Source organism: Lactobacillus sp. ESL1191 (assembly GCF_058504435.1).
On sequence record NZ_CP196365.1, the window covers coordinates 994,255 to 1,008,069 of the forward strand.

At 44.5% G+C, this 13,815-nt stretch carries 15 protein-coding genes and 1 other annotated feature; of the genes, 2 read left to right on the top strand and 13 right to left on the bottom strand.

Annotated elements, in window-relative coordinates; all coding sequences use genetic code 11:
* Positions 1-15: 15 nt before the first annotated feature.
* The 8 genes from ACSYSN_RS05130 to ACSYSN_RS05165 all read right to left on the bottom strand — a co-directional run bounded on the left by ACSYSN_RS05130 (position 16) and on the right by ACSYSN_RS05165 (position 6,486).
* Complete coding sequence (locus ACSYSN_RS05130) at positions 16-1,260, bottom strand: methionine gamma-lyase family protein (RefSeq protein WP_491711846.1); 1,245 nt, start codon at positions 1,258-1,260, stop codon at positions 16-18.
* On the bottom strand, positions 1,253-2,173 hold the full coding sequence (gene miaA, locus ACSYSN_RS05135) for a tRNA (adenosine(37)-N6)-dimethylallyltransferase MiaA (RefSeq protein WP_491711847.1): 921 nt from the start codon (positions 2,171-2,173) through the stop codon (positions 1,253-1,255). The genes ACSYSN_RS05130 and miaA overlap by 8 nt, the downstream gene beginning before the upstream one ends.
* 62 nt (positions 2,174-2,235) lie before the next feature.
* The gene (locus ACSYSN_RS05140) at positions 2,236-2,640 is read right to left on the bottom strand and encodes a rhodanese-like domain-containing protein (protein ID WP_317636968.1); all 405 of its coding nucleotides are present in this window, start codon (positions 2,638-2,640) and stop codon (positions 2,236-2,238) included.
* Between the two features lie 52 nt (positions 2,641-2,692).
* Positions 2,693-2,911: a YqgQ family protein gene (locus ACSYSN_RS05145; protein ID WP_491711848.1), complete on the bottom strand. Its 219-nt coding sequence runs from the start codon at positions 2,909-2,911 to the stop codon at positions 2,693-2,695.
* On the bottom strand, positions 2,908-3,591 hold the full coding sequence (locus tag ACSYSN_RS05150; RefSeq protein WP_317636970.1) for a rhomboid family intramembrane serine protease: 684 nt from the start codon (positions 3,589-3,591) through the stop codon (positions 2,908-2,910). The genes ACSYSN_RS05145 and ACSYSN_RS05150 overlap by 4 nt, the downstream gene beginning before the upstream one ends.
* A gap of 11 nt (positions 3,592-3,602) precedes the next feature.
* Positions 3,603-4,175: a 5-formyltetrahydrofolate cyclo-ligase gene (locus ACSYSN_RS05155; protein ID WP_491711849.1), complete on the bottom strand. Its 573-nt coding sequence runs from the start codon at positions 4,173-4,175 to the stop codon at positions 3,603-3,605.
* A gap of 51 nt (positions 4,176-4,226) precedes the next feature.
* Complete coding sequence (rpmG, locus tag ACSYSN_RS05160) at positions 4,227-4,376, bottom strand: 50S ribosomal protein L33 (RefSeq protein ID WP_172999151.1); 150 nt, start codon at positions 4,374-4,376, stop codon at positions 4,227-4,229.
* Between the two features lie 76 nt (positions 4,377-4,452).
* Positions 4,453-6,486 (bottom strand): peptidoglycan D,D-transpeptidase FtsI family protein, encoded by a 2,034-nt coding sequence (locus tag ACSYSN_RS05165; RefSeq protein WP_491712908.1) that lies wholly within the window; start codon positions 6,484-6,486, stop codon positions 4,453-4,455.
* A gap of 319 nt (positions 6,487-6,805) precedes the next feature.
* On the opposite strand from ACSYSN_RS05165, the gene ACSYSN_RS05170 reads away from it, so the two are divergent.
* Positions 6,806-7,720 (top strand): N-acetylglucosamine kinase, encoded by a 915-nt coding sequence (locus ACSYSN_RS05170; protein WP_491711850.1) that lies wholly within the window; start codon positions 6,806-6,808, stop codon positions 7,718-7,720.
* A gap of 144 nt (positions 7,721-7,864) precedes the next feature.
* On the opposite strand, the gene greA is transcribed toward ACSYSN_RS05170, so the two are convergent.
* From greA to ACSYSN_RS05195, 5 genes are all read right to left on the bottom strand, one after another.
* A complete protein-coding gene (greA, locus tag ACSYSN_RS05175) occupies positions 7,865-8,341 on the bottom strand; it encodes a transcription elongation factor GreA (protein ID WP_317636974.1) in 477 nt (158 codons plus the stop codon).
* 88 nt (positions 8,342-8,429) lie between these two features.
* The gene (gene pheT / locus ACSYSN_RS05180) at positions 8,430-10,847 is read right to left on the bottom strand and encodes a phenylalanine--tRNA ligase subunit beta (RefSeq protein WP_491711851.1); all 2,418 of its coding nucleotides are present in this window, start codon (positions 10,845-10,847) and stop codon (positions 8,430-8,432) included.
* Positions 10,847-11,896: a phenylalanine--tRNA ligase subunit alpha gene (gene pheS / locus ACSYSN_RS05185; RefSeq protein ID WP_491711852.1), complete on the bottom strand. Its 1,050-nt coding sequence runs from the start codon at positions 11,894-11,896 to the stop codon at positions 10,847-10,849. The genes pheT and pheS overlap by 1 nt, the downstream gene beginning before the upstream one ends.
* 34 nt (positions 11,897-11,930) lie before the next feature.
* Positions 11,931-12,136 (bottom strand) — a binding site (T-box leader).
* A 44-nt stretch (positions 12,137-12,180) separates the two neighbouring features.
* Positions 12,181-12,531 (bottom strand): winged helix-turn-helix transcriptional regulator, encoded by a 351-nt coding sequence (locus ACSYSN_RS05190; protein ID WP_491711853.1) that lies wholly within the window; start codon positions 12,529-12,531, stop codon positions 12,181-12,183.
* A 77-nt stretch (positions 12,532-12,608) separates the two neighbouring features.
* Positions 12,609-13,376, bottom strand: coding sequence for a TrmH family RNA methyltransferase (locus ACSYSN_RS05195; RefSeq protein ID WP_491711854.1), 768 nt, complete (start codon positions 13,374-13,376; stop codon positions 12,609-12,611).
* A 91-nt stretch (positions 13,377-13,467) separates the two neighbouring features.
* Here ACSYSN_RS05195 and ACSYSN_RS05200 point away from each other — a divergent pair, with 91 nt between their 5' ends.
* The gene (locus ACSYSN_RS05200; RefSeq protein ID WP_491711855.1) at positions 13,468-13,794 is read left to right on the top strand and encodes an acylphosphatase; all 327 of its coding nucleotides are present in this window, start codon (positions 13,468-13,470) and stop codon (positions 13,792-13,794) included.
* Positions 13,795-13,815 lie beyond the last annotated feature (21 nt).

The window sequence follows — 13,815 nt, forward strand, 5'->3', positions numbered from 1 at the left end:
AAGTTAAACTGTCTACTACTTATAAAACAACTCATTGACCGCATTAGTAATCGCAATCTTCACGTGGGCAAAAGTTAGCCCCCCCTGCAAATACAGTGCATAGGGCGGGCGAATTGGGCCATCCCCCGAAAGCTCGATACTAGCCCCCTCGATAAAGGAACCAGCGGCCATAATTACCTGATCTTCATATCCTGTATCATGGCTTGGCACCGGCTCCACAAAGGAATTGATGGGCGAATTAGCCTGCAGGATTTGGGCAAAGCGAACCATCTTTTCCTGGTCATGAAAAATCACCGTTTGAATAAGATCTGTACGGTCTTCATCCCACTTAGGCGTAACTTCCAAGCCCATCCGTTCCAATAGTGCAGCAGTGTATATTGCACCCTTGATCGCATTGCCAGTGATACTTGGTGCAATAAACAAGCCTTCAAAGTAGTCAAGGTTGTTGGCTAAACTAGCCCCTTCAGCACGACCAATTCCAGCGGCGGTTAGTCGTGCTGCGGTATTCTCGACTAGTTCATGCCGACCTACAACGTACCCGCCAACCTTTGCCAGACCGCCGCCAGCATTCTTAATCAGTGAACCGGCCAGCAGATCAGCGCCATACTCGGTTGGTTCATGCTGTTCAGAAAATTCGCCGTAACAATTATCAATAAAGATAATCGTCTTTGGACTGACTGCCCGCACCAACTCAATCAGCGGTTTAATTTGGTCAACCGTCAAACTGGACCGTGTGTCATAGCCCCGTGAACGCTGAATGACCGCCATTTTCGGTTGATGGTCGGCCAGCAACTGACGCGCTGCCTTAGTGTCAACCTGACCATCCTTGAGGTCGACATAAAAAAACTTAACGCCATACTGCTTTAGACTCCCACGTCCATCGCCGGCCAGCCCAATTACCTGCTGAAGCGTATCATATGGCATGCCAGTCAAGTACATCAGTTCATCACCGGGCAACAAGTTACCTGCCATTGCAGTTGCCAGTGTATGGGTGCCAGACACAAATTGTGAACGCACCAGTGCGTCTTCGGTCTGAAAAATTTGTGCATACATGCGATCAAGCTTGTCGCGGCCGCTATCGTCGCTACCATAGCCCGTACTACCAATTAAGTCTGCTTCAGCCACAGCCTGGTCCTTAAAAGCAGTTAAAACTTTATTTTGATTAACTAAAATATTTTCGTCTATTTTTGCTAATTGTGCCGCCACCTGGACATCAATCTCGCTCACAATTTTTTGCAATTCTGCCGGCCAATTATTCATTTATCCATTCCTCTACTTTTTCTGTTATTTTAGTCAGATATGCGGGATCATTCAGCGGGTCAACCCAGGTTACCGGTAATTGATGCCGCAGGTAGGTCAGTTGCCGTTTGGCATACCGGCGCGAGGCCGTTTTAAGGTCGGCAACGCAGGCCGCCAGGGGTTTTTCGCCGGTAAAATACGGAAAAAATTCCTTATAGCCAATCGCCTGCAAAATTTGCTGCTCGCGGCCCCTATTCTGGTAAACAAAGTTCGCTTCCTTGACTAAGCCCTGCTCCATCATCTGATCTACCCGTAAGTTGATCCGGTCATATATTTCCTGACGCTCTGCATTAAGTCCGATAATCAAGTAGTCATAACGCGGCTTAATCTCCTTTTGTTGCTCAGAAAATTTTTTACCTGTCCGGTCAATCACCGTTAAGGCCCTTAAGACCCGCCGGGAGTTAGCAGCTGGAAGATGAGCTGCGGTTTTTGCATCTCGTTTATTTAACTCTTGCCATAGTTTTTGGGGACCGGCTTGGTCAAGTAAGCTTTGCCACTTGGGCTCAACCGCAGTTAGCTGCTCCTCTTTTTCCCCCAACTGCAACTGGTTGAGTAAGGCGTTCACATAAAAGCCGGTTCCGCCAACCAGTAGTGGTAGCTTTCCTTTATTGGCTATTTCAGCAATCGCTTCGCGAGCCTGTCTTACAAAATCAGTCACTGCATAAGGTTCAAAAACCGATTGCGTGTCAACCAAATAATGCTTTACCACTTGCTGTTCTGCTGGCGTCGCCTTGGCCGTTCCAATTGCCACTTCGCGGTAAACTTGCATTGAGTCACCTGAAATAATTTCGGCCTTTAATTGGCGCGCCAGCTCAATTGCCAAACTAGTCTTGCCAACTGCTGTGGGACCCACAATTGCTAATACTTTTTGCATCTTTTTATCCTTTAATTATATCGAAAAAACATGTTTGAAAGAGTCGCCAAACATGTTTTTAGTTAATATTTAGATGTTTTTGTCCGACCATCCCAATCTTCAAAACCATTCTTCAGCCACTTAATCGAAGAAAAATGCTTTTTTTGCAAAAATCTCGCCGCACGCAGTGTTACTGACAGCGAATCAGCGTACAGATATACTGGCAGGTCGGTCCTTAATTCCGTATATTGGTACTTCAACATGGTATAAGGAAGGTTGCGCGCACCATCAATGTGCTTCCTCTTAAAGGGGGCCTTTTCTCGTAAATCGACAATTTGCGCCCTTCTCATGCCCTGCTTAAATTCATCATTAGTTAAATCACCGTTGCCTAACCGTTTGGTTTGAATTTTGTTCCACAGCCAAACTGAGACAAAGGCTAAAATCACGGCTACTAAGATAGCATCGACAATAATTAAAAAAGTTGACATTAGTTTATTTCTCCCCGAACTGCTTACCTGAATAATATACTACTAATTTATGCTAAGAGCTATGTTGGTCTTTAGCAAGCCGCTCTTCATATTCGTGTTCACGACGCAAAATTAACTTGGCAACCAAGTAGTCATGCTTAGCAACCAAATGCGCCCGGTTAAGGTTGTCAAGTTCCAATGCCATTAGCTCAATGTCCCAAATGCGCTTCCCAACATGAACAAAGATACCATATTTTTTTAGGAGCTGTTGTACATCGTATAACGTTTTCATGATAAATCAATAATCATTCCCAATCTAACCGTAAATACACTATAAACAACTAGAAGACATGCCGCCACAAACCGGGTTTTATTGCGATACCGGCCCATGGCCAAATTGCCCATCACGATTGCCAATAAAAAGCCAGCAATAAAGCCGCCCAGGTGGCCCTGAATGTCAATATTGGGATCAAATAGGTCAAAACCGATGTTTATCAAGGCTAGCCAGAACGACTGCCGGCCCAGATAGGTAATCAACTGGTTACTTCGATTATTCAAGGCAATGGCAGTCATTGCACCAAAAAGTCCAAACAGGGCAGTAGAGGCGCCCGCACTAATTGCCTGATCACTTCCCCAAGCTAAACTAAGCAAGTTGCCCCCAACTCCAGATAACAAATAGAGCAGCAAAAAGCGCCAATGTCCCAGAATTTCTTCCATGTAAATACCTAAATAATAGATGATGACCGCATTAGAAACTAGGTGCAGAATGCCCATATGCAAGAATTGCGCAGTGAACAACCGCCACCACTGGTGACCAACTACCACCGCCAAGTTATTCATCGCCCCCATTTTAATTAAAACAGCGGTGTTTTGAGAGCCACCAAGTGCGATCTCGACGATGAAAACGATAAGTAGCACGATTAAAATACTCATCGTCATATAACAATTTTTGAGATTATCTCGTTGATTCATCTTAGCCTCACTTATTTATGCAAGATTGACTGCGTAGTTACAATTGTCTGAACTGGGATATCCGTTGCTTCCAGTTGCCAGCTGGCTGTTGCCAAAATCATTTGGGAATTGACCAAAGCCACGGTCTCCGTATTAGGATGCTTAGCTAAAAAGCGATCATAGTAACCGCCGCCAAAACCCAAACGCTGATGCGTATCAACCGCAAAAGCTAGACCGGGTACCAGCACTAAATCAAGACAATTATTGATTTCCGCATTAGGATCAGCCACTTCTGCGACCCCGAATGGGGACTGTTTAATTTTGGTCATGTAGCTATAATAAAGGAAATCCTGTGAATGCTCAAGGTTATTATTGGCTCGGGCTAAATAAACCTCCTTACCCTGATCCCATAAATAGGCAATAAGACCTGCCGTATCAACTTCATATGAAAGTGAAGAAGTTACCCCAATAGTCCTCTTACTCTCAAGCAATCCTGAACTTAGTAACTGCTTGAGCAATTTTTGGTCCTCGGTCTTTTTTGCTGCACTGTGTGCAAAGGCAGTTAAGTGGGTAATTTGTGCTTGCCGTATTTTTTTCTTATCCATGCTTCTTCATACAAAAATAGCAGGAACATCGGCTCCTGCTATATTAGTTTACTACTTAGTTTCACGATGAAGAGTTGCGTGTCTTTCAACTGGACAATACTTCTTCAAACTTAAACGTTCCGGATGCTTACGCTTGTTTTTCTTAGATAAGTAACTTCTGTCGCCACATTCGGTGCATTCTAAAATGATGTTATCTGCCATCTCATTCACCACCTACAAATTTATTTCTGACTGTATCATTCTAGCATTTTTCTGAAATCTTTGCCAGACTTATTCACTAATTTCTCTTTTTATGTAACTTAAAGTAGTTTTGGACCATCGCCCTGGTCATTTGCAACGTGTAGGATCCTTCCAAATCGGGATCGAGTCCGGGAAAAACCACCGCAGTGGCAATTTCTGCATTATTGGACGGTGCATAACCGACAAAAGTTGCATTGACTAGTTCAGGTGGGTTCTTCCGGTTGGGGTGGTTGGGATCAAAGTAAAAAGTTTGCGCCGTTCCCGATTTACCAGAAATCGCTGGTTTAACATCCTTCAACTTATGCGCGGTTCCCCAAGAATTGGTACCGTGAACCACCCGCCAAAAACCTTGCCGGACAATATTTAACTCATCCTTAGTCCAAGGCACCCGCAGCTGCACATTAGGTTTTTTATTATAGTCAATGTAAATTTTCTTGCCATTGCTGGCAGTTCGACCCACCGACTGTACTACATAGGGTTGCATCCGGTAACCACCATTGGCAATCGTCGACACGTACTGCGCCATCTGAATGGGCGTGTATGCATCATAGTTACCATAGGATAAGTCCAAAACTGATCCAGACAAGATATGGCCTTGTTCGTTAAAGGAGCGTCCTTGGATTCCTGAAATTTCACCGGGCAAGTCTACCCCCGTCTTTTGTCCCAACCCAAACATGTTAAAGTTGTGCCGAATAGTGTCAAAAGCAGTGTCGGGCATCCGGATATCTTGCTTAGGCACGTATTTGGCATTCACCCACTTCATAGCCAGGTGCATCATGTAGATATTGCTAGAAACCTCAAGGGCAGATTCAGCGTCTAGCGAGCCGAAGGTGCCAACTGGGTACACGGACTTCTTAATTGGCGTACCTGGCAGATAAACTGGTGTATCCGAAAAAACATTACTGGATGGAGAGATAACCTTGTTAATCAGGCCACCAGCAACCATTGCCCCTTTAACAGCAGAACCCATAACAAAAGATTGGTTAATTACCCCTAGGGCATTTCTAGTGGTTTTATTTTTACTTGGGTCGCGACTAATCCCGGCAACTGCCAGTATTGCTCCGGTCTTAGGGTTCATCGCCACCGCGTAGGCCCCGTTAGAATAATGGGCTGCGCCAGAGGCAATGGCGGCCGCATAGATTGACTCTAGTGATTTCTGAACCGACTTTTGGTACTTGGCATCAAGCGTTAAGACTAGACTCGCACCAGCCTGACCTGAATAGACAGACTTAGACTGTTCAATATTACCAGCAGTCTTGGCCCATACCTTGCTAGTCGCCTTAGTCCCTTTCAATAGCGGTTCGTATTCTTTTTCCAAGTAGGACGTCCCCACCCGATCATTACGTGAATAGCCATTAGTCAGGTAATACTGCAAGTCATCACTGGGCAGGCCCGTCTTTTCCGTTGAAACCGAGCCAATAATACTCTTGATTGACGAGCCATTGGGATAGGATCTGCGCCAGTCAGTCCCGATACCTACACCCGGAAGATCTGCCAAATGTTCACCCACCTCGGCAATTTCTTTGTCCGTTAGGCCGTTGTTTTTTAAATAAATCGTTGAAAGTGTGTACGCCCCAGAAATTTTGTTAAAAATTAAGGCAGCAGTTTTTTGGCGGTCCGTGAGTTGAATGTTCCTCTGCCGCACCTGGTCTTGAACAGCTTGATTGATCTTTTCCTCATCCTGTGTTTTCTGAATCGCTTTAGGAACTAAGGCCAACTCTCGATCACTATTGGCCTTATTGCCCAAATAATAATCAACTACCTGCTGATCAGTGGGCTTTTCATTCTTGATACGAATGTAGCGACTAAGACTATTGGAAATTTGATAAATATCTGCAGTCGTGGTCGACACGCTCTTGGTGTAAGTGATCGCATTGCTGGCCTTACTTCCAACCAAGGTGCGGCCCTTGCTATCATACATTACGCCCCGGGGGACCTGACTGGAAACTACTGCCGAATTTGCTTTTTGAACCTCCGCCTTGAAGCGTGAACCATAGCCAATCTGGAGATAGGCCAGCTGACCAATTAAAGCCGCAAACAGAACAAAAATAATCCCCAGTATAAGTTTCATTCTGATTGGCGTTGAAGACTGCTTGGGGGACTTATCATCTGCGCTTTTTTGCTTAAAAAATTTCACTAAAATCAAACCTCACTAAACTAGGGCTATTTTAACAAAAAGTAGGCAATATTTCTATTGCTGGCGGAGAGCTTTGCGAAAATTTTACCAGATTATTGATTAGCGCCAGAGCTTCTTTAAAGAAAATTCCTTAAAAGGCAGAAAAAAACATCCTGGCCAATCACCTGACAAGCAGAAAAAACTTCTGTATTATCGGCTTTTGTTATAAAATGAAGTTTAAATAATCATAATTAACTAGAAAGAAGAACTAACTATGACACTCAAATACCAAATTGGGGTTGATGCTGGCGGAACTCACACGGTTGCGGTCGCATACGACATGAAGGGCGCCGAACTTAATCGAACTGAAACCGGTCCCGGCCAGGTCAACACGGATTACAACTCTGCCCTGACCAATATCACAAGTGCGATTAATTATTTGATTGATCAAATCGACGGTGACTGTCAAAGAATTATGTGTGGGATTGCAGGCTTATCGGTGATTGGTCACGCCTCTGAAGTAGCAGCGGAAATTTCAGCTAAGGCTTATAACTTACCGACCAGAGCGGTCACCGATTCCTTGCTAGCCCTGTATAACGGACTGGAAGGTGAAGACGGTGGCCTAGTAATCGCCGGCACTGGGTCTGTCTTCAATGGTCTACAAAAGGGCAAAATCATTACTACTGGTGGGTATGGTTCAATCTTGGGTGATGAAGGTTCTGGCTACGCCATTACTCTGGCCGCACTCAAGGTTGCTTTGCTCAGCTGGGACAAACGCGAAGCTAACCAATTGATTCCTCTTTTCAACCGGCTCTTCCAGGTCGATGATATTGTTGTCGCTACAGCCAAGTTTTACAAACTGGCTAACTCCGATATCGCCGCAATGGCGGTTGAAGTAGCTCGGCTGGCAGATGACGGCGATCCGGATGCTACGGCCGTCATTAAGGAACAAGGCGAGTTACTGGCGCGCGATATTGTCATTGGGATGGACCGGTATGAAGAACCAAAGCCACTGAAAATCGCACTGACTGGCTCAGTCCTGGCCAATAACAGCATGTTACGTAATCGTTTAGAAGAAAAAGTCCGCGAAAAATACCCTAAAGCAGAATTCACTATTTCTAACGGTGAAAATGCCCGCGGCGTAGTCTTTGATAAGAGTAAGGACTACCGCTACTTTACTAGTCACTAAAAGCTACCATAAAAAGACCAGCATGGTTTTGCAGGCCTGTCCTAAATTAGGACTTGACCTCAATCATGCTGGTCTTTTTTGTTTAGAAAGCTTTAACCTTAAGCTCACTTATTTGCTAACGATGAGCAAATAGGGCCTTACGAACTATTCCTCAACTTTATTAATTACCACGTCAAACTTGCCACTAGGTGTTGCAATAGTTGCTGTATCACCCTTTTTCTTGCCTAAAATAGCTTGCGCGATCGGCGAATCATTGGAAATTTTGCCACTCAGTGGGTCTGATTCATCACTGCCGACAATCGTATAAGTCTCAGGGTCAGTTTCACCGACTTCGGTATATGTGACCGTTTTCCCTACCGCTACTTCATCCGGATCAGTCGATTGGGCATCAACCACTTGAGCGTACTTGAGCATTTCTTCCACTACATTAATCCGGTCTTCAAGGTGGCTTTGTTCATCTTTGGCTGCATCGTACTCGGAGTTTTCGGACAGGTCGCCAAATGAACGCGCAACCTTGATCCGCTCGATTACCTCTGGCCGTTTAACTACTTTTAAATTCTTCAACTCAGCTTCAAGTTTTTCTTTTCCCTCAGCAGTCATTGGATATGATTTTTCAGGCATAAAATTTTCTGCTCCTTAAAGTTAAAATTTTCTTTTTGCACAGGTTATCTTATTGATTTCTAACTCTAAAGTCAACCTTTTGTCAAATTCACCTAATTTCTGCCTGTAGTTCTTCTTCTAAACTACTGGTAATTGCAACCATCGCCTCGGCTACGACACCTTCAGTCAAGGTGTCCTGCTCATTCAAAAAGGTCAGCCGGTAAGCGATACTTTTCTTGTCATCAGCAATATGCGGACCTTGGTAAACATCAATTACCCGCAAATCATAAAGATACTTACCACCACTTGCATTAATCACCGACTCAATCTTTTGGTTAACTATTTCCTGGTCAACTAAAATGGACAAATCACGCTCAACCGCTGGGAATTTCGGGGCTGTATGAGCCACTGTCTTTGGGTTAAGAATCATTGGGATAATTGTATCCAAATCCAACTCATAGCCGTAAAGCTCACTACCACTTAGCGCTTTATTGGAACGCGTCACCATGTGGCTAAGCATGCCGACCATCCCAGCGTACTGCTCTTTTAGATAAATAGCAGCAGTTCTAGTGGGGTGCATTCCCGGAATAACGGCAGCCCGGTAACTAACCTCCTTTAGGTTGATCCCCAGAGCACGGAATAGGTTAGTAAGCTGTCCTTTGACATAATAAAAATCAATTTTTTCATTATCGTGTTGCCAGTTTTCAAAATAGGCATTTCCGGAATAAAGTCCAGCTAAATGTTCGTGTTCATTGTAAGTGCCCCCATCCAAGTCATATACCCGGCCTTGTTCAAACAGGGCTAACTGATTCTGCTTGCGCGCCATGTTGTAACTGGCAGCATCAACCAACCCCGTTAAGAGGTTTTGGCGCAAGGTAGATCGACTAGAATTCAGCGGCAACTGTATCTGGACTGGCTGCTTTGGTAACTTGGTGTAAGAAACAGCCTTCTCCGGTGAAGTCAGCGAATATGAAATTGCTTCAAGCATGCCCCGGCCCTCTACCAGATTTTTGATGTGTCTGAGGACTTCTTCACTAGCAGAATAACCACCGTGGCTTTCAGCTAGAGCTGGCTGAGTCGATACAATATTGTCATAGCCGTACAGCCGTCCAACTTCTTCTACCAAGTCAGCAGCAATGGCAATGTCCCAGCGCCGGGCAGGTACATTGACAGTCAGCTCATCAGCTGCAGACTGCGCCTTGAAACCTAACCGGGCAAAAATTCGCATCATTTCACTAGCAGCCAGTTCAGTTCCTAAGACCTTGTTAATATATGATACGGTAGTTTTGATTTGAACTGGCTGCCGTTTTTCAGCACTAGCAGTAATTACGCCTGCGGCCACTTGACCACTAGCCTCATTGCGCAGCAGCATCGCAGCCATATCTAGTGCCCGCTCCGTAGCATCCCAATTAACGCCCTTTTCGTAGCGGCTGGAAGCTTCTGTCCGGTTAGCATGACGTAGAGCTGCCTTTCTGATTAGCGTCGGATCGAAAATCGCTGATTCTAAGATGATATCGGTGGTATCGTCCTTAATCTCAGAATTAAGTCCGCCCATCACCCCAGCTAACATCACTACCTGATCACCATTGGTAATCACAATGTCATTAGGATCAAGATCAACTTCCTTGTCATTAAGGAGCGTCAACTTTTCACCGGCAGCGGCTTGGCGCACTACCAACTTGTTACTAGCGAACGCCCGTGCATCATAAGTGTGCATTGGCTGACCGGTTAACAACATCACGTAGTTAGTCACGTCGACTACATTGTTAATCGGTCTAATGCCAGCGTTCCACAAGCGCCTTTGCATCCAAAGTGGACTATCGCCAATTTTGAGGCCGCTGATCTTCCGCAAATAGAATTTAGGGGCAAGTTGCGGATCAACTTGCGCCGAAAAATCTTCCGTCCAATCGGGGCCGTCTGCCTTTAACAGCACATCTTCAACTTTGACTGCTTCATCGACGATTGCCCCTACTTCATAGGCCGCACCCTCCATCGAAAGCGTGTCAGCTCGATTGGGCGTAATGTCAAAATCGAAAATATAGTCATCCATCCCAAGCGGAGTAAATACCGCTTGACCTGGTTTAAGTCCAGCAGCTTGCGGGAAAACGTAAATCCCATCATGATATTTTTCTGGGACTAAGTTATCAGCAAAGCCGATTTCCTGTAAGCCGCAAATCATCCCATTCGACTCAATGCCACGCAACTTGCCCTTTTTGATCTTAACGTTACCGGCAATTCGAGCACCAGGCAAAGCAACTACCACATCTTCACCCGCCGCCACATTTGGAGCACCACAGACAATTTGGTAAAGGTCCCTTTCCCCAACATCAACTTGCGTAACGTTCAGGTGGGTGCCTTCGACTGGTTGGCAGTCAGTGATATGGCCGACAACTAGTTTTTTTAAGCCGGCTTCAGGGTGCTTCACTTCGGCAATTTCGACACCGGTCCGCGTGATTTCTTCGCCCAAGTCTTGGGGATCCTGCTCTAACTTTAAAAAATCTTGCAGCCACTGGTATGATACTAGCATTATCTTTCCTCCTGACAGAATTGTTCTAAGAAGCGAACATCATTGGTATAGAAATCGCGAATGTCATCAATGCCGTACTTAAGGATGGCAAACCGATCTAAGCCGACACCAAAGGCAAAACCGCCATAAACACTCGAATCAACTCCAGCATTTTCCAAAACATTTGGATGAACCATACCGGCACCTAGAACTTCAATCCAACCGGTATGCTTACAAATAGCACAACCCTTACCATCGCAGTTGAAGCACGAAACATCCATTTCAACTGACGGTTCAGTAAAAGGAAAATAACTGGGCCGCAACCGTGTTTGGCGATCCTGACCAAAGACATGCTTGGTCATCATTTCCAGCGTACCTTTCAAATCACCCATCGTAATATTTTCGTCGATCAGTAGACCTTCCATTTGCATGAACTGGTGAGAGTGCGTCGCATCATCATCATCGCGGCGGTATACTTTACCTGGTCCAACCATCTTCAAGGGCCCCTTAGAAAAATCAAACTTTTCTAAAACCCGGGCCTGATCCCCTGAAGTCTGTGATCGCAGTAATCTTTCTGGATTAATATAAAAAGTTTCCTGCATATCACGGGCAGGGTGATCCTTAGGCAGGTTCATCATTTCAAACACATAATGGTCTGTTTCGATTTCTGGTCCTTGGACTACTTCGTAACCCATTCCAATAAAATACTTTTCCAAATCGTCCAAAATAATGTTGATTGGGTGTTTGCTGCCAAGGTGGGCTACCCGGCCCGGCAAAGTTACATCAATCTTTTCCTGCTCAAGCTGTTTTTCAATCAGGGCCTTAACTAGCTCGCTCTTAGCATGATCAAGCCGTGTATTGAACAAATCACGCAGCTTGTTTACCTGCTGACCGATTTCACGGCGACGACCAGGCTCAATATCTTTCATCGAATGCAAAATTTTAGTTAATTCGCCTTTACGTCCCACTAGCTTGACGCGCACGTCATTCAGCATTTCTTCACTTTTAGCCTGGTCAATTTCGCCCAGCCCTTGATCACGCAACTCTTTCAGTCGCTCAAATAAATCCATTGTTTTGCCCTTTCACATAAAAAAACTCCGTCCTCAAAGGGACGAAGTTTCGCGGTACCACCCTAGTTTGAACTCACTAGGAGTCCACACTTAAGTTTTCGTTAACGGTGAATACCGGAATTAATTAAATCCTACTAATAAGGTGAAATTCACAGCTTCAGTTAAACTCTTCTCTCAGCCCGCGAAAAAGTCTCTCTGTGTAACCAAGTACTGCTACTAGTCCTACGTTGTCGTAATTACTTAATAGAATAATGCTTTTTTATTCAACATGCAAGCAGATATTTTCAAACCCACTTGTCCGCCCAATCATGAATTTGGTCAAAGACCGGCTTGAGCTCTGCACCCTTTTTGGTTAAGCCATATGAAATAATCTTAGTCTCACGATCAACCGACCGTTTGACAATATCTGCTTTTTCGAGTTCTTTAAGTCGTTCGACTAGCACCCGGTCGGAGCAATCAAAAACGCGACTGGTCAACTCTTTAAAACGCATATAGTCACCGGCACAGAGCGAACTGATAATCAGGCCATTCCATTTTTTGCCAATAATTTTAAACGCATTGATAAAATGGTTGCATGATTCATAGTCAACAGCGCTACAATCGCCAATTTCCTGTTTTTTTACATCCTGAGCCATAACATCTTCCTCCCACAGTATGTCATACCTTGACCTATATTATAGGAAAATCACTTACTAAAAACAAGTGCAAAAGCTCAGGCAAAATGATAAATCATAATACCCGCAGCTACTGCCGCATTTAATGATTCTGCCTGTCCTTTAATGGGAATATATAATTTTTCATCACAGTTACGGGCAATTGCTGGTGTTACACCGCGGGCTTCATTCCCAATTACTAAGCCAAACTGCGGGACCGGCCTAAAATCTGGTAATTCCTGGGCTGCTGTGTCTAACATACTAGCATAAACAGGGATACCATTGCCTTTAAGGGCCGCGATTGTCTTACCCAAATCTTGAACAAGCAACTCGATGTGAAACTGACTACCTTGCATTGCGCGCTGGGTTTTAGGATTATAAAGATCAACACTTAGCGGTGACAAAACGACCCCATCAAAACCTGCTGCATCTACTGTCCGAATGATGGTACCGACATTACCCGGATCAGCCAAGTCATCAAGCAAGACCCACTTGCCAAAATCAAACGGATAATGCTTAGGCTGCCCCACTTTCAACACCATAAAGATATTTTGGGGATTTTTAGTGCTAGTTAAATGGTGAGCAATTGCCTCGTTAATTTGAATTACCTTTTTACTAGTTAAATCGGCTTGATAAGCAGTTTCTGCTTGACTCAGGGCTGCTGACGTTCCTAAGAGATAAACGTAAGTCCGATTGGCCTTCAAGGCCTCCTCAATTAAGTGAAAACCCTCAATTAAGTAAAGCCCCGTCTCTTCCCGATATTTTTTCTGCTTTAATTTTACTAAGTCTTTAATCAGTTTATTGTTAACTGAACTAATTTTTTCCATCAATCAAACCTCTTTTTTCTCATTCTATTATAGTGTAATATTTATTAGGCAAAATGGTAAAATCAGGATAATGCAAGTGAAAGGAGCAATCATGAGTTTTTTTAAGCCATCACGGCCAGCGCAAAAGTCCAACGGAATTCCGATAGAAAGCTGGCAATTGACTGTTACTGGGACTGTCCAGGGGGTGGGCTTTCGCTGGAGCGTATTGACCTTGGCTAAACAACTGGGTTTAGCCGGCAATGTCCGCAATAACGCTGATTCAACCGTAACCATCACTTTACAGACAAGCCTGGACCGCGTCAACCAATTTTGTAGTGAGTTACCTCGAAATGTTTCACCAATGGCACAGATTTCTAGCATTAAAAAAGAAAAATTAACAAATGTCAGCAAAATACACGGTTTTCATGTATTATATTAAGTATTGACTAGCAAATGATTA

Bases quoted from the DNA above. Each gene is read 5' to 3' on its own strand.
- ACSYSN_RS05155 (WP_491711849.1), bottom strand. From the start codon at position 4,175: ATGGATAAGAAAAAAATACGGCAAGCACAAATTACCCACTTAACTGCC.
- ACSYSN_RS05190 (WP_491711853.1), bottom strand. From the start codon at position 12,531: ATGGCTCAGGATGTAAAAAAACAGGAAATTGGCGATTGTAGCGCTGTT.
- pheS (WP_491711852.1), bottom strand. From the start codon at position 11,896: ATGGATTTATTTGAGCGACTGAAAGAGTTGCGTGATCAAGGGCTGGGC.
- ACSYSN_RS05165 (WP_491712908.1), bottom strand. From the start codon at position 6,486: ATGAAACTTATACTGGGGATTATTTTTGTTCTGTTTGCGGCTTTAATT.
- ACSYSN_RS05195 (WP_491711854.1), bottom strand. From the start codon at position 13,376: ATGGAAAAAATTAGTTCAGTTAACAATAAACTGATTAAAGACTTAGTA.
- ACSYSN_RS05140 (WP_317636968.1), bottom strand. From the start codon at position 2,640: ATGTCAACTTTTTTAATTATTGTCGATGCTATCTTAGTAGCCGTGATT.
- rpmG (WP_172999151.1), bottom strand. From the start codon at position 4,376: ATGGCAGATAACATCATTTTAGAATGCACCGAATGTGGCGACAGAAGT.
- ACSYSN_RS05145 (WP_491711848.1), bottom strand. From the start codon at position 2,911: ATGAAAACGTTATACGATGTACAACAGCTCCTAAAAAAATATGGTATC.
- ACSYSN_RS05150 (WP_317636970.1), bottom strand. From the start codon at position 3,591: ATGAATCAACGAGATAATCTCAAAAATTGTTATATGACGATGAGTATT.
- ACSYSN_RS05200 (WP_491711855.1), top strand. From the start codon at position 13,468: ATGAGTTTTTTTAAGCCATCACGGCCAGCGCAAAAGTCCAACGGAATT.
- ACSYSN_RS05170 (WP_491711850.1), top strand. From the start codon at position 6,806: ATGACACTCAAATACCAAATTGGGGTTGATGCTGGCGGAACTCACACG.
- greA (WP_317636974.1), bottom strand. From the start codon at position 8,341: ATGCCTGAAAAATCATATCCAATGACTGCTGAGGGAAAAGAAAAACTT.
- ACSYSN_RS05130 (WP_491711846.1), bottom strand. From the start codon at position 1,260: ATGAATAATTGGCCGGCAGAATTGCAAAAAATTGTGAGCGAGATTGAT.
- pheT (WP_491711851.1), bottom strand. From the start codon at position 10,847: ATGCTAGTATCATACCAGTGGCTGCAAGATTTTTTAAAGTTAGAGCAG.
- miaA (WP_491711847.1), bottom strand. From the start codon at position 2,173: ATGCAAAAAGTATTAGCAATTGTGGGTCCCACAGCAGTTGGCAAGACT.